The organism is Spirillospora sp. NPDC052242, assembly GCF_040679555.1.
Taxonomy (GTDB): Bacteria; Actinomycetota; Actinomycetes; order Streptosporangiales; family Streptosporangiaceae; genus Spirillospora.
Genome location: NZ_JBFAUZ010000002.1, coordinates 128670 through 142935, shown reverse-complemented (window position 1 = coordinate 142935; position 14266 = coordinate 128670). Strand labels below are relative to the sequence as shown.

The following is a 14266-nucleotide window of genomic DNA, read 5'->3' as shown; positions in this document are numbered from 1 at the left end:
GTCCGCGTGCTCCTTCCCGCTCGTTCCGCGGTTCGCCTCCACTCACATGGAAGCACGGACGTACTCGTGGAGGGCGTCCCGGACGAACGCGGCGCCGTCCGGGCCCCCGTACGTCGCGGCGAACTCCGGGCTCTCGACGTAGGTGTCGCCGACGCAGCGCACCATCGCGGCGGCGCGCTCGCGGTCCCCATCGGCCGTCGGCGTCCCGGGGATCGCGCGCAGCCAGTCGACGTGCCGGGCGGCGATCTCCTGCGCCCGCGCGGACGCGGGGTCCGCGCCGTCCCGCCACGCCTCGACCCACGCCGCGACCAGCGCGTCGGTGTCGCGCTTCCACGCCACCTGCTCCCGCAGCGTCTTGCCCCGCCACCAGTCGTTGCTCTCCCGGAACGCCCGCTCGCCCCACCGCGCGACGACGTCGTCCCGGTACGGGTCGTTGAACCCGTCGAGCATCATCTCCATCGACGGGTCGCGCCCGGCGGTCCGCGCGTCGAGGGTGTGCCGGACCGCCGCGATCCGCCGCTCCAGCCGGGCGCGCTCGCCCTCCAGCAGCCCGATGTGCTCGCGGAGCGCCGCCTCCTCGTCGGCCCGCCGGTCCAGGACGTCCGCGATCACCGGCAGGCTCAGGCCGAGGTCCCGCAGCAGCAGGACGGCCTGCAGCCGGGCGAGCGCGTCCGCGTCGTAGTACCGGTAGCCGTTCTCGCCCACCCGCGACGGGCGCAGCAGCCCGATGTCGTCGTAGTGGCGCAGCGTCCGGCTGGTGACGCCGGCCTTGGCCGCGACCTGCTGAATCGTCCACTCCACGGTTGTCACGATGTCACGATGTCGCCCGCCGCCGGTAACGCTGCCGGGCGAGGTCGTGGGCCGTGCCGAGCAGCTCCCGCACCGCGGCGTCCGTCCGGGGACCGGGGTTCACGACGGCGAGCCAGCCGAGTTCGCCGTAGACGGGGTGGGCGAGCACGACGTCCGCGGTGCTCGGGTCGGGGGCGCCGGTGTCCGGGTCGCGCGGCGCGCGGCCCGTCCACCGCACGAACGCGTCCTTCCCGGCGGCGATGTTCACCCGGAACGCGCCCGGACGGTTCAGCCGCGACGCCCCGTCCTCCGGGTAGTCCTTGGTCACGATCGTCGCGAACGGCTGCGTCGTCGTCGGGACGACGCCCTCGGGCGAGTAGTAGAAGAACGCGTCGCCCCACGCGAGCTCGGGCGTCCCGTCGCCCGGGCCGGGCTTGACGGCCAGCACGCCCTCCAGCCCTTCGAGGAACTCGATGATCTCGTCGATGCTCATGCCTTCCAGCGTTACATTCAAGTGGTTATGGAGACTTCGAGCGCTGAATGGCCAGGTGGAGCGACGGAAAGTCGCAACTCGCTGCGCACGGTCGACGTGGCGCGGCGCGCCGGGTGCTCCGTCCAGCAGGTGCGCAACCTGGAGCGGGACGGGGTGCTGCCCCCGGCCGCGCGCACGCCGTCGGGCTACCGGGTCTACGGCGAGGTCCACGTGCGTTCCGCCCTGGCCTACCGGGCGCTCGCGGCGGGGACCGGGCCCGTCGAGGCCAAGCGGATCATGCGCGCCGCGCACGCGACGCCCGCCGACCTGCTCGCCCTGCTCGACGCCGCGCACGCCCGCCTCCACACCGAACGCCGCCAGGTCGCCGAGGCCAGGACGGCCGCCGAGGCGATCGCGGCCGAACCCCTCGCCGACGTCCGGCCGTCCGATGCGATGGGCGTCTCCGAACTCGCGGACGCGCTCGGCGTGCGCCCCTCCACCCTGCGGCACTGGGACGCCGAAGGGCTCGTCGTGCCCCGCCGGACGCCCGGCGCCGCCCGCCGGTACGCGCCCGGCGACGTCCGCGCCGCGCGGATCGTCCACCAGCTCCGCTCGGCCGGGTACCGGATCACCGCGCTGCGCGCCCTGATGCCGGAGCTGCGGCGCGCGCGGCGGTGGGACGAGGTGATGGCCGCGCTCGCCGACCGGGACGCGAGCATCGACGCCCGCTCGTCCGCCCTCCTCCACGCCGCCGCCGCGCTCGCCGCGCTCCTCGGGCCGCCCGCCTAGGACGGACGCGCCCTCCCGGCCCGGCCACGGGACCGCGGAAGGAGCGGTGTTCGTCACCTGCACGTCATTGCCCTCGGTGGTCGAATCAATACAATGAGCGACCGTCGTGTACGGCAGGCTCGGGGAGGAAGACGGATGAAGTTCAAAATCGGAACCGCGGCGGGGCTGGCCCTCGCGACCGGCGCGTCGGTGGCCGCGTTCGCCGTCCGGCCCGCTCAGGCGGCGGACACCGGCGGGACGGCCGCCGCGGCGCGGTGCGGCGGCAGCCTCATCGACCGGAAGGTGGCCCACTACAAGGGCAAGCCCATCGCCGAACTGGTCGTCTACTACCAGCGGGGCAAGAACTGCGCCATGCTCAACCACCTCGGCGCCACGCGCGGGAAGAAGCTGCGGACCACCGTGTTCCTGGCGGCCTGCAAGGAGACCCGCCCGGCCCGCGCCTGCCGCTACCACGGCAAGCCCGAAACCCAGGACGGCGACTTCGCCTACTACGCCGGCCCCGTCTGGAAGGCCGCCGGGAACCGCTGCATCCACGCCGCGGGAGACATCTACTTCCACGGGAAGCGCCACCTGGAGACCAGCCCCGCCGCTTCCCACTGCCGCTGACGACCGCCACCGGCCCCGGCTCGCCGAGCCGGGGCCGACGCGCGGCTAGTCCTCGACGATGTAGTCGCCCTCGAACTCTTTCGTCCATGCGAGGGCGGCCTCCCGCTCCGCCTCGCGCTGCGCGGTGAGGACGATCCGGTTCCCATCGGGGTCGTCGATCGTCAGATCCGACGTGAACCACGGGGTGTCGGCGGGCCCCTCGACGCGCGCGCCGTCCGGCAGCGCCGCCCGGAGCGCGGTCGCGAGTTCCGCGAGGTCCTGCCCGAAGGCGTTGAAGCTCACGGTCGCGCTGCCGCGCACCGGCTCACCGGGAACGATCAGGATGTCCTGGTACTTCGTCCGCCGCAGGTGCACCACCGCGGGGCCACCGTTCGGTCCCGGCACGATGGCGAGGGAGACGAAGCCCACCGCGTTGTAGAACGCCTCGGCGGCGGCCAGGTCCGTGACCTGGAACGTCGGAAACATCGGCATGGGGTAAATGGTGCGGTCGATCTCTGGAGTGCTCATGGCGCGGAACGCTAGAAGTTGACGTAGCGAGAAGGTCAAACGCGTTCGCGGACCGTCGCGCACGCACCCGGGCTTGCCACGGCCCGCCGGCCGACCTATATTGCAACCAGTTGGTTGCGATAGAGGGGGTCCCGTGCCAGTGCCGGATCGCATCGAGCGCGTGGTCGTCCTGCACCACCCGCCCGAGAAGGTATGGGCGGCCCTGACCACGGCCGAAGGCCTCGGCGGCTGGTTCGGCTCCGGCGCCGAGGTCGACGGCCTGCGTCCCGGCGGCCGGGCGCGGGTTCGCTGGGGCGAGGAGGAGCACACGCTGTGGATCCGGGTCGTCGAACCGCCCCGCCGCTTCGCCTACAGCTGGGCGATCGAGGGCCTGCCGCCGAACGACCCGCGCCGGACGTTCGTGGAGTTCACCCTCGAGCCGATCCCCGCGGGCACCCGGCTCACGGTCGTGGAGACCGGCTTCGCCCAGGTGCCCGGCGAACTGGCAGAGGCGTACGAGAGCAACGTCAAGGGGTGGCGGACGGAACTGGCCGAGCTGGCCGAGTACCTCGATGCCGCCTGACCGCCCCGACACCGAACTGATCGCCCAGGCGGTGTTCACCGCGCTGGCCGACCCGACCCGCCGCGGCGTGCTCGCCGAACTCGCGGCCCGCGGACCGGCCACCGCGACCGACCTGGCCGAACGGCTGCCCATCTCCCGGCAGGCGATCGCCAAACACCTCGGCCTGCTGGCCGAAGCGGGCCTGGTCCGGGCCGAAGCCGGGGAGCGGCGCCGGATCCGCTATCGCCTGCAGACCGGGCCGATCGCCGTGGCGCAGGCGTTCCTCGCCGCGCTCGCGCGTGACTGGGACGGCCACCTGGACGCCCTGCGCGACCACCTCGACCGAACACAGGAGGACATGCCATGAGCCCGACCTTCAGCGGCGGCCACAACATCGCCATGAAGCTGCCCAAGGCGCAGTTCGACCGCACCGTCGCCTTCTACCGCGATGTGCTGGGCATGGAGGTGACCGACGAGAGCGGCCACGCGGGAGGCGTGGCGGAGGGCGTGGCGCAGAGCGCCTCGGTACGGTTCGGCCCCGTGACGCTGTGGTTCGACCGTGTCGACAACTATGCGCGCGCAGACCTGTGGCTGGAGCTGTTCACCGACGACGTCGACCGCGCGACCGCGCACCTGGCCGCGCACGGCGTCACCGTCCAGGACGAACTGGAACCGCTCCCGTCCGGGATGAACGCCCACTGGATCAGCAATCCCGTCGGCGTCCCGCACATCCTCCGCCTGCCCGACGACGACTGATGCCGGGGCCGGTGCAGACGGGCTGGATGGGACCGGACGTCCTCGCCGGCGCTACTCGGCGGTGAGGCCCTCGTAGTACGGGCGGTGGGCCGGGTAGTAGTCGTCGAAGGACGGTGCGGGCGTCCCGGCGACGGAGGCGGCCAGGCGGTCGAGATAGTACTCCCAGCCGGGGCCGGTCGTCGCCACCTCGGTGTCGGGGTCGAGATGGTGCAGGAACGTCAGCGTCGTCACCCCGCCGTCCTCGGCGAGGCGGGCCTCCAGGTGCCAGCGGCCGTACTCGTCGACGGTCTCGACCTCCAGCCGGTGCGGCGGTTCGCACGCGATGATCGTCAGGTCGCTCTCGGGGCTGCCCTCCTCGTGGACGAGCGTGAGCCGGACGGTCGCGCCCGGGCGGCCCTCGCCGCGCCAGTGCGCGAACCACCGGGCCGTCCGGTCGGGTTCGGTGATGCTCGCCCAGACGTCCTCGATCGGCGCCTTGAACGTGCGGGTCATCTCCAGGTCGGTGCCGGTCGCCGCGGCGACGAGGCGTCCGGTGGGCGTGGGTTTCATCCTGTGCTCCTCGTGTCCGCGGGCGGCTCGCCCGCCGGTGGCCGGGCTCGGCGGTCGCGCCGCGCCCGGTGGACTTCGGTCTCCAACGCGTCGAACCGCCGCTCCCAGACCCGCCCGCCGACGGCGTCCAGCCACGCGTCGATCTCGCGCAGCGGTCCGTGCTCGGCGCGGTAGTGGCGCTCGCGGCCGACGAGCTCGGCCGTGATCAGGCCCGCCTCGCGCAGCACCCGCAGGTGGCGGCTCACCGCGGGCCGGCTGATCTCCGGGAACGCCGCAGCGAGCGCGCCCGCGGTGAGCGGCCCGTCGCCGAGCAGCAGCACGATGCGCCGGCGCACGGGATCGGCCACCGCGTGGAAGACGTCCATGGAAATACGTAACCATCATGTTACGCGTTTGTCCACCCGGACCCGGCCGGAGCCGGTGATCGGCCGTGCGGGCGCATCCGGCCGGCGCGCGGCGCCCGGCCTCTTGGACGGCCTGTCAATCGGGTGACAAAACCGCTGGTCAAACGTGGCGCGGCGGGCCACATCCGGCTTCCGGCGGCGCGTTTCGCGCACCCGGGCCGGAGCAGGAACCGCGTTGTCTCCGGATCCCCCGCCTGGAAGGAGGCTCCCCATGGCGATGCCCTCACCGGAACGTCGCGCCTTCCTGCGCGCGACCGGGCTCACCGGCGCGTTCGCCGCGGCCCCCGGCGCTCGGCGGCTACAGCGAGTGGGGCGTGTTCGACCCGCGGACCCGGCGGCTGACCGGGCGCCCCGCGGGCCGGCGCGCGTCCGGCCACACCCCCTCCGCGGACGGCTGGGACGAGTTCAAGGGCTACCACCGGGGACGGACGGAGGCGACGGGCTGATGCGCGACGTGATCGTCGTCGGCGCGGGAGGCGGCGGCCCGGTGGTCGCCAAGGAACTCGCCGCGCGGGGCCTCGACGTCCTGCTGCTGGAGGCCGGGCCCCACCGCACCGATCCGCGCGGGGCGTGGACGCACTACGAGAACGACGCCAACGACCAAGGACACGGCCGGGCCCGCCTACCGCCCGCAGGAGAACGGGCCTGCCGGTCGCCGACGAGCACGGGGCCGTCGCCAAGGTGCGGCTCGACACCCTCACCGTGCAGGCCCTCGCCACCCGCACCGCCGAGAAGATCTTCACCGCGCATTTCGGCGGCGCCCCGTGGGTCGGCCGCGAGGACCCCGTCCCGTCCACCGACCCCCGCGTCACCCGCGCCCTCTGACCGCCCGCCGGACGGACGGCACGCTCGACCTCCCGGCCCGCCCTAGGGGCTAACCGGGGCCGGGGGGGGTCAGGCGTCCGGGGTGTCGGGGAGGCCGAGGCCCAGGTGCTCGACGTGGTAGAGGGCCTGGTCGAGGAGTTCGGCGACGTGGTCGTCGTACAGGGCGTACACGATGGAGCGGCCCTTGCGGGTGCCGGTCACCAGGCCGAGGTTGCGCAGCAGGCGGAGCTGGTGGGAGCAGGCCGACTGCTCCATGCCGACCTCGGCGGCCAGTTCGGTCGCGGCGAGCGGGCCCTCGCGGAGCCGGGCGAGGATGAGCAGCCGGGACGGGGTGGCGAGGGCCTGCAGGGTGGTGGCGACCTTCCCGGCGGTGGCCGCGTCCAGCCGGGCGCGCGGCACCCCGCCGGCGAGGGGTGCGACTCCGTGGCCCATGGGCTCATCGTACGCATCCGTGCGACACATGAATTATTGTTCATGTGTTCCTGTCATCATGCCCGAAGGAGCCCGCCGCGATGTCGTCCGATCTGCTGCCCGCCGCGCCCCCGCGCGCCGTCCGGGACGCCGGGGGCCGTGCGGCCGCGCGCCGCCGGTTCCTCGTCCTGCCCGAGGTCCGCTGGGCGGGCGCCGCGCTGGCGGGGTTCGCCGTCGCGCTCCCCCTGCAGCTCCTCGGCGCGCCCGCCTGGGTCTGGGGGACGCTGTACGCGTTCGTCTACGCGGCGGGCGGCTGGGAGCCGGGGCTCGCGGGCCTGCGGGCGCTGCGCGAGCGGACCCTCGACGTCGACCTGCTGATGGTGCTCGCGGCGCTGGGCGCGGCGTCGATCGGGCAGGTCATGGACGGCGCCCTGCTGATCGTGATCTTCGCGACGTCCGGCGCGCTGGAGGCCGTCGCGACCGCCCGCACCGCCGACTCCGTGCGCGGGCTGCTCGACCTCGCGCCCGCCACGGCCGTCCGGCGGACCGGCGACGGCGGGGAGGAGACGGTCCCGGCCGGACGGCTGCGGGCGGGCGACACCATCGTGGTGCGGCCCGGCGAGCGGATCGGCGGGGACGGGCGGGTGCTGGACGGGACGAGCGACGTCGACCAGGCCACGATCACCGGGGAGCCGCTGCCCGCCGCGAAGGGGCCCGGCGACGAGGTGTTCGCCGGGACGCTGAACGGGACCGGCGCCCTCACCGTGCGGGTCGAGCGGGACCCGGCCGACTCGGTGCTCGCGCGGATCGTGGCGATGGTCGAGGAGGCGTCCCGGACGAAGGCGCCGACGCAGCTGTTCATCGAGAAGGTCGAGCAGCGGTACTCGCTCGGCATGGTCGTCGCGACGGTCGCGCTGTTCGCGGTGCCGCTGGCGTTCGGCGCCGCGCTGGAGCCGACGCTGCTGCGCGCGATGACCTTCATGATCGTCGCGTCGCCGTGCGCGGTGGTGCTGGCCACCATGCCGCCGCTGCTGTCGGCGATCGCGTGCGCCGGGCGGCACGGCGTCCTGGTGAAGTCCGCCGTGGTCATGGAGCGGCTGGCGCAGGTCGACGCGGTGGCGATGGACAAGACCGGCACCCTCACCGAGGGCGCCCCCGAGGTGACCGACGTCCTCCCGGCGGACGGGTCGGGGCTCGGCGCGGACGACCTGCTGCGGCTGGCGGCGGGCGCCGAGCATCCCAGCGAGCACCCGCTGGCCCGCGCGGTCACCGCCGCCGCACGGGCCCGCGGCCTGGCCGTCCCGGACGCGGCGGGCTTCGCGTCCGCGCCGGGCGTCGGCGTGACGGCGACCGTGGACGGCCGCGCGGTTGCGGTCGGCAGCCCCGCGCGGCTGCTCGGCGGCGAGCGCCCCGCGGACGCCGTCCGGCTGGAGGACGCGGGCCGCACCGCCGTGCTCGTCACCGTCGACGGCGTCCCGGCCGGGGTGCTCGGCGTCGCCGACCGGCCGCGCGCCGGCGCCCGCGCCGCCGTCGCCGCACTGGACCGGCTGACCGGGGCCCCGCCCGTCCTGCTCACCGGGGACGCGCCGCGCGCCGCCGCCCGGACCGCCGCCGAGGTCGGCGTCGCCGACGTCCGCGCGGGGCTGCTGCCGCAGGACAAGGTGGCGGCCGTCCGGGAACTGGAGGCGGACGGGCGGCGGGTGCTGCTGGTCGGCGACGGCGTCAACGACGCGCCCGCGCTGGCCGCCGCGCACGTCGGCGCCGCGATGGGCCGCGCCGGGTCCGACCTGGCGCTGGAGACCGCCGACGTCGTCGTGGTCCGCGACGAGCTGCCCGCCGTGCCCGCCGTCGTCGCGCTCGCGCGGCGGGCCCGGCGGCTGGTGGCGCAGAACCTGGTGATCGCCGGGACGTTCATCACCGTGCTCGTCGTCTGGGACCTGGCCTGGACGCTGCCGCTGCCGCTGGGCGTGGCCGGGCACGAGGGGTCCACGATCCTGGTCGGGCTCAACGGGCTGCGCCTGCTGACCGACCGCGCCTGGCGCCGCGCCGCCGCCACCCCCGCAAAGACCGGGTAATTGCCGCCAAATCACGCATATCGCCCTTTTTATGGCATTAGCGATCACCTCCCCGCTATGCATTGATCACCACCGGTACGTGTGCAACGCTTACCGATGCCCTCTTAGCGGACGGTGACGTGGCGCGGCCCGGCGTGGCGCGCGGAACGGCCGCCGCATGTGTCTGTACCCCGATGCTCGACTGGAGAAGGCGACTGTGACGCGACGCCGGGTCCCCCGCTGCGCGACCGTGCCTGCCCGCGAAACCGTCAAGGCGACCCCGGGAGCCCGCCGGTGAGGTGGTGGAGGCGCGGAGGACCGGCGGCACGGCCGCCCGTCCCTCCCCCGGCCCCCGCCGCGCCCGCGCCCGTCCCGCCGCCCGCGGCACCGGCGCCCTCGGCGCCGCCGCCCGCGGCGGCGCCGCCCGCGGCGGCGCCGCAGCACGCGGTGTCCATTCCCGAAACGGCCGCGCCCGGATTCCCCGATGGCGCCGCACTGGAACTCCGCCGCGGCGATGCGGACGTGTGGGCGGAGTTGTGCGAGCGATTCTGCATGCAGTTCCTCGTGCTCGCGGAGAAAATGCGTCCCGCGATGGACATGCTCGAAAGCCGGGAGGAGGACCCCGACCGGCTCGAGGCCCTGTACGAGATCGACCACGGCGTGACCCGGATGCGGCGGGTCGCCCGCGACCTGCGGGTGCTCGCGGACCGCGGCGACGCGGACGTCTCCGGCGCCGACACGTCCCTGCTGGACGTCGTGCGGATGGCCGCGTCGTCCATCGAGGGGTACCGGCAGGTGTCGATCCGGCGCGTGGTGGACCTCGCGGTGCCCGCGCACGCGGTCGAGGACGCGGCGTCCCTCGTCGCGGCGCTCCTGGACAACGCGACGCGGTTCTCGCCCGCCCAGGTGACCGTGAGCGCGCACCTGCTGGACGACGGCGGCGTGATGCTCCGCATCGAGGACTCGGGCATCGGCATGCCGGCCGAGCAGCTCGACCGGCTGAACGCCGCGCTGGCGGGGCCCGTGCCGCCGATGACGCGGGAGACCGCGCGGCAGACCGGGTTCCCCGTGGTGCACCGGCTGGCGCGCAGGCACGGCGTCACCGTCCGGTTCGCGGCCCGGACCGGCGGGACCATCGCCATGGTGACCGTCCCGCCGCAGCTCCTCTGCGAGGTCCCGGCGGCCGAGCCCCGGGCGGGCGACGCGCCCCCGGCGGTCGGGAACCTGACCATGGCGCGGCGCGCCGAGCGCCCGGCGCGGACCGCGCCCGCGCTGAACATCGCGAGCGACGCCGACCTCGGCGGGCTGCCGCGCCGGCAGCGCACGAGCCTGCGCCCCGTCTCCGACGCCGCCGCGGGCCCCGGCTCCGGCCCCGCCCTCGCCGAACCCGCCGATCCCGCCCCGCACGCGGGCACCGGCCCCGGGTCGTTCGCCGCGGACCTGGACGCCTTCACCGCGGGCGCGCGCCGACCCGCCGACGAGCAGCAGGAAGGACGGCAATGAGCATCGCCACCACCGGACCGACCGGCCCTCAGGACTTCGGGTGGCTGCTCAGGCAGTTCGCGTCCGCGACCCCCGGCGTGCGGTTCGCGCTGATCGTGTCGTCGGACGGCCTCGCGCTCGTCGAGTCCGGGTCGCACCCGTCGGAGTTCGTCGACCCCATGGCCGCGCTGACCAGCGGGATGATCAGCCTCGGCAACAACATCGCGGGGCACGTCGGCGCGGGCGGCTGCGACCAGATCATGCTGAAGTTCGGCACCGGCCACCTGCTGTTCATGAGCATCGGGCAGCTCGCCGGGCTGGCCGTGCTGGTCGGCGACGGCGCGAACCTCGGCGCCGTCGCCCACGAGATGACGAAGTTCGTGCACGGCGCCGGGCGCGTCCTCACCCCGCAGATGCGCGACGACCTGCGCCGCATGGCGGAGCAGGCGATGCCATGAGCGCGCCCGTGAGCGCCGCCGTGACCGATCCGGCAGGAGGGACGACATGACGGCCAATCCGTGGGTCCGGCCGTACGTGCTGACCGGCGGACGCACCCGGGGCCGCCGGCATCTGCTGGTGCACACGCTCGTCTCGGGCACCCGGTACGACGCGGCGTTCGCGGAACGGCTGCTGCCCGAGGCGCGGGCGCTGTACCAGCGGGCGCACGCCGTGACCGAGTCGGTCGCCGAACTGTCCGCCCACTGCGGGGTGTCGCTCGGGGTGACCCGCGTCCTGCTCGCCGACCTCGCGGCCGGCGACCGGGTCGCGATCGCCGACGCCGACACCTCCCCGTACGACCCGCACGTCCTGGAGAGAGTGATCGATGGTCTACGCGAGCTCGCCTGACGCGGCGTCCCGGCGGCCGTCCGGACGGACAATCGCGCGCACGTCCGTCAAGATCGTCGTGGCGGGCGGGTTCGGCGTCGGCAAGACCACGCTGGTGGAGGCCATCTCGGAGATCCCGCCGGTGAACACCGAGGCGTGGATGACGCAGGCGGCGGCGAACGTCGACCCGGTCCGCGAGGGCGGCGGCAAGACCACCACCACGGTCGCGATGGACTTCGGCCGCGTCACGCTGGCGTCCGACCTGCTGCTGTACCTGTTCGGGACGCCCGGGCAGCCGCGGTTCTGGCCCATGTGGGACGACCTGTGCCGCGGGGCGAGCGCGGCGGTCGTCCTCGTCGACACGCGGCGGCTGGACGTGTCGTTCCCGGCCGTCAACTACTTCGAGAACGACTCCGACGTCCCGTTCATCGTCGCGGTGAACCTGTTCGACGGGGTGCAGACGCACCGGATCCCGCAGATCCGGGCGGCGCTGCGGCTCGACGACGGCGTGCCGCTGGTGACGTTCGACGCGCGCGACCGCGGCTCGGTCGTCCAGGTCCTCACCGGGGCGCTGAGCCACACCCTCCAGGCCACCGCGGGACGCGCCGCCAGGTGAGCCCGCGCGTCCACACCTGAAGACCCGCCCCCGCATAGGGAGGAAGCAATGCGAAGGATCCTGATCGTCGGCGCGGGCCAGGCCGGTCTGCAGCTCGCCCTGAGCCTGCAGTCCGAAGGCTACGAGGTCACGGTCATGTCGGCGCGGACGCCGGACGAGATCCGGGGCGGCCGGATCATGTCGACCCAGTGCATCTTCTGGCCGCAGCTCCAGATCGAGCGGGACCACGGCCTGAACCTGTGGGAGGACCGGTCGCCGCGGATCGTCGCGCAGCGCGTCACCGTCGCGGGCCCGCCCGGCGAGCGGGCGTTCCAGACGCTGGGCCGCTGGGACGACTTCGCCCAGTCGGTCGACCAGCGGGTCAAGATGGCGGGCTGGCTGGAGCTGTTCGAGAAGCGCGGCGGGAACGCCGTCTACCACAGCGTCATGACCTCCGACCTGGAGGGGCTCTCCGCCCTCTACGACCTGACGATCATCGCGGCGGGCAAGGGCGAGCTGGTGGAGCTGTTCGACCGGGACGCGAGCCGCTCGCCCTACGACCGCCCGCAGCGGAAGCTGTCGTGCATCTACGTGCACGGCATGACGCCGTGGCCCGACCACCCCGAGCCGCACGTCCGGATCACCGCCACGCCGGGCGTCGGGGAACTGTTCTTCATGCCCGGCTACACCAACACCGGCGCCTGCGACATCCTGTTGTGGGAGGCGGTCCCCGGCGGCCCGTTCGACGTGTGGGACGACCGTCCCGACCCGGCCGGGCACCTCGCCCGGACGCTCGACATGATGCGGCGGTTCGCGCCATGGGAGTACGAGCGGACGGTCGGCGCGCAGCCCACCGACGCGCGCTGCACCCTCTACGGGGGCTACGCGCCGGTCGTCCGGCACCCGGTCGGGACGCTGTCGCCGACCGCGCACGTCCTCGGCATGGCGGACGTCGTCGTCGCGAACGACCCGGTGACCGGGCAGGGCTCGAACAACGCGGTGCGGTGCGCCGAGATCTACTTCCGGTCGATCCTGGAGCGGGGCGACCGCCCGTTCGACCCCGCGTGGATGCAGGAGACGTTCGACGCCTACTGGGAGTACGCGAAGCACCCGACGGCCTACACGAACATGATGCTCGGCCCGCTCCCCGAGCACGTCCAGAAGGTCCTCGCGACGGCCGCGCAGAACGAGCGGGTCGCGTACCGGTTCGCGCACGGCTACGCGAACCCGGCGGACTTCTCCAACTGGCTGCTGGACCCGGTCAAGACCGAGGAGTACCTCGCCTCCGTCACCTGACCGGCGCGCCCCCGGTCAGCGGCCGTCCCCGGCCGGGAGCTCGTCCAGGCAGCACGCGACGAAGTCCCGGACGACCGGGTTCGCGTCGGCGGCCGCGGGCCACGCGACCGCGACCCGGCTCGGCGCGACGCCGTCCACCGGCCGGTAGACGATCCCGGGACGCGCGTAGAAGCGCGCGGCGGACGCGGGCGCGAGGGCGACGCCGAGCCCGTTCGCGATGGCGCTCAGCCAGTCGTCCGGCTGCTCGGTGACGGCGCCGACGCGGGGCTCCCGGCCGTCCCGGTCGGCGGTGCCGAGCCAGTGGTCCCGCCAGGGGCCGGTCTCCGGCGGGGCCGCGACGAACGGCTCGTCCCACAGCTCCCGGAACGCGATCGCGTCGCGGGCGGCGAGGGGGTGCGCGGCGGGCAGCGCGACGCAGCGCGGCTCGGTGAGCAGCACCTCCACCCGGAAGCCGTCCTGCCCGGGGAACGGGAGCCGGACGAGCGCGACGTCCACCGCCCCGTCGTCCAGGCCCGCGGCGGGCGCCGACCAGGGCGCCTGCCGCATCTCGACCCGCCAGCCCGGACGGCGCCGCGCGAACGCCGCGATGATGCGCGGCGTCGCCTCGTTCGCCGCGCTCGCCAGGTAGCCGACGTGCAGGACGCGCGCCGCGCGGCGGGACGCGGCGGTCGCCGCGCGCCACGCGTCGTCCCAGCCGTCCAGCAGGGCGGGCGCGCGGTCGGCGAGGGCCCGGCCCGGCTCGGTGAGCGCCATCCCGGCCCGGGACCGGGTGAACAGCCGCACCCCGAGCCGGTTCTCGAGCTGCCGGATCTGCTTGGTGAGCGCGGGCTGCGACACGTACAGCCGCTCGGCCGCGCGGGTCAGGTTGCCCTCCTCCGCCACCGTGACGAAGTAGCGCAGCAACCGGGTGTCGACGTCCATGCCGCCAGGTTATGGATGCGTGTATTGGACGCCCGGAACGGGTCCCCGCGAGCCTGGAACCATGCTGTTCGCCACCTATGTCGCCGTCACCGCCGTCACGATCGCGGTGAACGCCGGGATCGCCGTCGCGGATTTCCTGAAGGCCCGGTTCGTCCTGGACAACTCCGCCGAAGTCGGGCTCGCCCCGTCGTGGCTGCCGTATCTCGGCGCGCTCAAGGCGGCCGGGGCCGCCGGGCTGCTGCTCGGCCTCGTGGGCGTCCCGTACATCGGGATCGCCGCCGCCGCGGGCCTCGTCCTGTTCTTCGTGGGCGCCGTCGCCGCGCACGTCCGCGCCCGGGTTTTCCACAACTTCGCGTTTCCCGGTGGATACCTGGCGCTCGCCGTAGCGTCTCTGGTGCTGGCCGTCGCGCACTGAGCCGATAACGCCTCGTGGGCGCGGCGGGC

22 protein-coding genes and 1 pseudogene are annotated in these 14266 nt (G+C 74.5%); 15 read left to right on the top strand and 8 right to left on the bottom strand.

Annotated features, from left to right (window positions below):
- Nucleotides 1–42: 42 nt before the first annotated feature.
- Both AB0L25_RS02565 and AB0L25_RS02560 read right to left on the bottom strand, forming a co-directional pair.
- Nucleotides 43–801, bottom strand: a complete 759-nt coding sequence (locus tag AB0L25_RS02565; RefSeq protein ID WP_500167856.1) for a MerR family transcriptional regulator — start codon at nucleotides 799–801, stop codon at nucleotides 43–45.
- A gap of 13 nt (nucleotides 802–814) precedes the next feature.
- Entirely contained in the window at nucleotides 815–1282 is a 468-nt protein-coding gene (locus tag AB0L25_RS02560) for a DUF6194 family protein (protein ID WP_500167854.1), read from the bottom strand.
- Nucleotides 1283–1309: 27 nt separating this feature from the next.
- Between AB0L25_RS02560 and AB0L25_RS02555 the strand changes: the two genes are divergently transcribed.
- Nucleotides 1310–2050 (top strand): MerR family transcriptional regulator, encoded by a 741-nt coding sequence (locus AB0L25_RS02555; protein ID WP_500167853.1) that lies wholly within the window; start codon nucleotides 1310–1312, stop codon nucleotides 2048–2050.
- A gap of 135 nt (nucleotides 2051–2185) precedes the next feature.
- Nucleotides 2186–2656: a hypothetical protein gene (locus AB0L25_RS02550; protein WP_500167851.1), complete on the top strand. Its 471-nt coding sequence runs from the start codon at nucleotides 2186–2188 to the stop codon at nucleotides 2654–2656.
- Between the two features lie 45 nt (nucleotides 2657–2701).
- Here AB0L25_RS02550 and AB0L25_RS02545 read toward each other — a convergent pair whose 3' ends face one another.
- Nucleotides 2702–3163 (bottom strand): VOC family protein, encoded by a 462-nt coding sequence (locus AB0L25_RS02545; protein WP_500167849.1) that lies wholly within the window; start codon nucleotides 3161–3163, stop codon nucleotides 2702–2704.
- A gap of 133 nt (nucleotides 3164–3296) precedes the next feature.
- On the opposite strand from AB0L25_RS02545, the gene AB0L25_RS02540 reads away from it, so the two are divergent.
- From AB0L25_RS02540 to AB0L25_RS02530, 3 genes are read left to right on the top strand one after another with little or no spacing between them, the layout of a single operon-like run.
- On the top strand, nucleotides 3297–3725 hold the full coding sequence (locus AB0L25_RS02540) for an SRPBCC domain-containing protein (RefSeq protein ID WP_500167847.1): 429 nt from the start codon (nucleotides 3297–3299) through the stop codon (nucleotides 3723–3725).
- On the top strand, nucleotides 3715–4071 hold the full coding sequence (locus AB0L25_RS02535; RefSeq protein WP_500167845.1) for an ArsR/SmtB family transcription factor: 357 nt from the start codon (nucleotides 3715–3717) through the stop codon (nucleotides 4069–4071). Before AB0L25_RS02540 ends, AB0L25_RS02535 begins: the two co-directional genes overlap by 11 nt.
- Nucleotides 4068–4460, top strand: a complete 393-nt coding sequence (locus tag AB0L25_RS02530; protein ID WP_500167843.1) for a VOC family protein — start codon at nucleotides 4068–4070, stop codon at nucleotides 4458–4460. The genes AB0L25_RS02535 and AB0L25_RS02530 overlap by 4 nt, the downstream gene beginning before the upstream one ends.
- Before the next feature lie 51 nt (nucleotides 4461–4511).
- Here the strand turns inward: AB0L25_RS02530 and AB0L25_RS02525 are convergent, their stop codons facing one another.
- Both AB0L25_RS02525 and AB0L25_RS02520 read right to left on the bottom strand, forming a co-directional pair.
- On the bottom strand, nucleotides 4512–5009 hold the full coding sequence (locus AB0L25_RS02525) for an SRPBCC family protein (protein WP_500167841.1): 498 nt from the start codon (nucleotides 5007–5009) through the stop codon (nucleotides 4512–4514).
- Nucleotides 5006–5374 (bottom strand): ArsR/SmtB family transcription factor, encoded by a 369-nt coding sequence (locus tag AB0L25_RS02520; protein WP_500167839.1) that lies wholly within the window; start codon nucleotides 5372–5374, stop codon nucleotides 5006–5008. The genes AB0L25_RS02525 and AB0L25_RS02520 overlap by 4 nt, the downstream gene beginning before the upstream one ends.
- A 353-nt stretch (nucleotides 5375–5727) precedes the next feature.
- Here AB0L25_RS02520 and AB0L25_RS02515 point away from each other — a divergent pair, with 353 nt between their 5' ends.
- The 3 genes and pseudogenes from AB0L25_RS02515 (at nucleotide 5728) to AB0L25_RS02505 (ending at nucleotide 6238) form a co-directional block, all read left to right on the top strand.
- On the top strand, nucleotides 5728–5859 hold the full coding sequence (locus AB0L25_RS02515) for a hypothetical protein (protein WP_500167837.1): 132 nt from the start codon (nucleotides 5728–5730) through the stop codon (nucleotides 5857–5859).
- A pseudogene (locus tag AB0L25_RS02510) lies at nucleotides 5859–5990 on the top strand (NAD(P)-binding protein); the annotation flags it as partial. The gene AB0L25_RS02515 and the pseudogene AB0L25_RS02510, both read left to right, overlap by 1 nt.
- 104 nt (nucleotides 5991–6094) lie before the next feature.
- A complete protein-coding gene (locus AB0L25_RS02505; RefSeq protein WP_500168107.1) occupies nucleotides 6095–6238 on the top strand; it encodes a hypothetical protein in 144 nt (47 codons plus the stop codon).
- A gap of 69 nt (nucleotides 6239–6307) precedes the next feature.
- On the opposite strand, the gene AB0L25_RS02500 is transcribed toward AB0L25_RS02505, so the two are convergent.
- Complete coding sequence (locus tag AB0L25_RS02500; protein WP_500167835.1) at nucleotides 6308–6670, bottom strand: ArsR/SmtB family transcription factor; 363 nt, start codon at nucleotides 6668–6670, stop codon at nucleotides 6308–6310.
- An 80-nt stretch (nucleotides 6671–6750) separates the two neighbouring features.
- On the opposite strand from AB0L25_RS02500, the gene AB0L25_RS02495 reads away from it, so the two are divergent.
- Nucleotides 6751–8724 (top strand): heavy metal translocating P-type ATPase, encoded by a 1974-nt coding sequence (locus AB0L25_RS02495; protein WP_500167834.1) that lies wholly within the window; start codon nucleotides 6751–6753, stop codon nucleotides 8722–8724.
- Nucleotides 8725–8972: 248 nt separating this feature from the next.
- Here the strand turns inward: AB0L25_RS02495 and AB0L25_RS02490 are convergent, their stop codons facing one another.
- The gene (locus AB0L25_RS02490; protein ID WP_500167832.1) at nucleotides 8973–9158 is read right to left on the bottom strand and encodes a hypothetical protein; all 186 of its coding nucleotides are present in this window, start codon (nucleotides 9156–9158) and stop codon (nucleotides 8973–8975) included.
- 97 nt (nucleotides 9159–9255) lie between these two features.
- Between AB0L25_RS02490 and AB0L25_RS02485 the strand changes: the two genes are divergently transcribed.
- From AB0L25_RS02485 to AB0L25_RS02465, 5 genes are read left to right on the top strand one after another with little or no spacing between them, the layout of a single operon-like run.
- On the top strand, nucleotides 9256–10206 hold the full coding sequence (locus tag AB0L25_RS02485; RefSeq protein WP_500167830.1) for a sensor histidine kinase: 951 nt from the start codon (nucleotides 9256–9258) through the stop codon (nucleotides 10204–10206).
- The gene (locus AB0L25_RS02480; RefSeq protein ID WP_500167828.1) at nucleotides 10203–10643 is read left to right on the top strand and encodes a roadblock/LC7 domain-containing protein; all 441 of its coding nucleotides are present in this window, start codon (nucleotides 10203–10205) and stop codon (nucleotides 10641–10643) included. Before AB0L25_RS02485 ends, AB0L25_RS02480 begins: the two co-directional genes overlap by 4 nt.
- A gap of 46 nt (nucleotides 10644–10689) precedes the next feature.
- Nucleotides 10690–11031 carry a DUF742 domain-containing protein gene (locus AB0L25_RS02475; RefSeq protein ID WP_500167826.1) on the top strand — a complete coding sequence of 114 codons (342 nt, stop codon included), beginning with the start codon at nucleotides 10690–10692 and terminating at the stop codon, nucleotides 11029–11031.
- Nucleotides 11009–11626 carry a GTP-binding protein gene (locus tag AB0L25_RS02470; RefSeq protein WP_500167824.1) on the top strand — a complete coding sequence of 206 codons (618 nt, stop codon included), beginning with the start codon at nucleotides 11009–11011 and terminating at the stop codon, nucleotides 11624–11626. Before AB0L25_RS02475 ends, AB0L25_RS02470 begins: the two co-directional genes overlap by 23 nt.
- Nucleotides 11627–11674: 48 nt before the next feature.
- Nucleotides 11675–12901, top strand: coding sequence for a styrene monooxygenase/indole monooxygenase family protein (locus AB0L25_RS02465; RefSeq protein WP_500167822.1), 1227 nt, complete (start codon nucleotides 11675–11677; stop codon nucleotides 12899–12901).
- 15 nt (nucleotides 12902–12916) lie between these two features.
- Here the strand turns inward: AB0L25_RS02465 and AB0L25_RS02460 are convergent, their stop codons facing one another.
- Nucleotides 12917–13822 carry a LysR family transcriptional regulator gene (locus AB0L25_RS02460; protein ID WP_500167820.1) on the bottom strand — a complete coding sequence of 302 codons (906 nt, stop codon included), beginning with the start codon at nucleotides 13820–13822 and terminating at the stop codon, nucleotides 12917–12919.
- Between the two features lie 61 nt (nucleotides 13823–13883).
- On the opposite strand from AB0L25_RS02460, the gene AB0L25_RS02455 reads away from it, so the two are divergent.
- A complete protein-coding gene (locus AB0L25_RS02455; protein WP_500167818.1) occupies nucleotides 13884–14237 on the top strand; it encodes a DoxX family protein in 354 nt (117 codons plus the stop codon).
- Nucleotides 14238–14266 lie beyond the last annotated feature (29 nt).

Bases quoted from the DNA above. Each gene is read 5' to 3' on its own strand.
- AB0L25_RS02560 (WP_500167854.1), bottom strand. From the start codon at position 1,282: ATGAGCATCGACGAGATCATCGAGTTCCTCGAAGGGCTGGAGGGCGTG.
- AB0L25_RS02555 (WP_500167853.1), top strand. From the start codon at position 1,310: ATGGAGACTTCGAGCGCTGAATGGCCAGGTGGAGCGACGGAAAGTCGC.
- AB0L25_RS02550 (WP_500167851.1), top strand. From the start codon at position 2,186: ATGAAGTTCAAAATCGGAACCGCGGCGGGGCTGGCCCTCGCGACCGGC.
- AB0L25_RS02545 (WP_500167849.1), bottom strand. From the start codon at position 3,163: ATGAGCACTCCAGAGATCGACCGCACCATTTACCCCATGCCGATGTTT.
- AB0L25_RS02535 (WP_500167845.1), top strand. From the start codon at position 3,715: ATGCCGCCTGACCGCCCCGACACCGAACTGATCGCCCAGGCGGTGTTC.
- AB0L25_RS02530 (WP_500167843.1), top strand. From the start codon at position 4,068: ATGAGCCCGACCTTCAGCGGCGGCCACAACATCGCCATGAAGCTGCCC.
- AB0L25_RS02525 (WP_500167841.1), bottom strand. From the start codon at position 5,009: ATGAAACCCACGCCCACCGGACGCCTCGTCGCCGCGGCGACCGGCACC.
- AB0L25_RS02520 (WP_500167839.1), bottom strand. From the start codon at position 5,374: ATGGACGTCTTCCACGCGGTGGCCGATCCCGTGCGCCGGCGCATCGTG.
- AB0L25_RS02500 (WP_500167835.1), bottom strand. From the start codon at position 6,670: ATGGGCCACGGAGTCGCACCCCTCGCCGGCGGGGTGCCGCGCGCCCGG.
- AB0L25_RS02495 (WP_500167834.1), top strand. From the start codon at position 6,751: ATGTCGTCCGATCTGCTGCCCGCCGCGCCCCCGCGCGCCGTCCGGGAC.
- AB0L25_RS02490 (WP_500167832.1), bottom strand. From the start codon at position 9,158: ATGGACACCGCGTGCTGCGGCGCCGCCGCGGGCGGCGCCGCCGCGGGC.
- AB0L25_RS02485 (WP_500167830.1), top strand. From the start codon at position 9,256: ATGCAGTTCCTCGTGCTCGCGGAGAAAATGCGTCCCGCGATGGACATG.
- AB0L25_RS02480 (WP_500167828.1), top strand. From the start codon at position 10,203: ATGAGCATCGCCACCACCGGACCGACCGGCCCTCAGGACTTCGGGTGG.
- AB0L25_RS02475 (WP_500167826.1), top strand. From the start codon at position 10,690: ATGACGGCCAATCCGTGGGTCCGGCCGTACGTGCTGACCGGCGGACGC.
- AB0L25_RS02470 (WP_500167824.1), top strand. From the start codon at position 11,009: ATGGTCTACGCGAGCTCGCCTGACGCGGCGTCCCGGCGGCCGTCCGGA.
- AB0L25_RS02465 (WP_500167822.1), top strand. From the start codon at position 11,675: ATGCGAAGGATCCTGATCGTCGGCGCGGGCCAGGCCGGTCTGCAGCTC.
- AB0L25_RS02460 (WP_500167820.1), bottom strand. From the start codon at position 13,822: ATGGACGTCGACACCCGGTTGCTGCGCTACTTCGTCACGGTGGCGGAG.
- AB0L25_RS02455 (WP_500167818.1), top strand. From the start codon at position 13,884: ATGCTGTTCGCCACCTATGTCGCCGTCACCGCCGTCACGATCGCGGTG.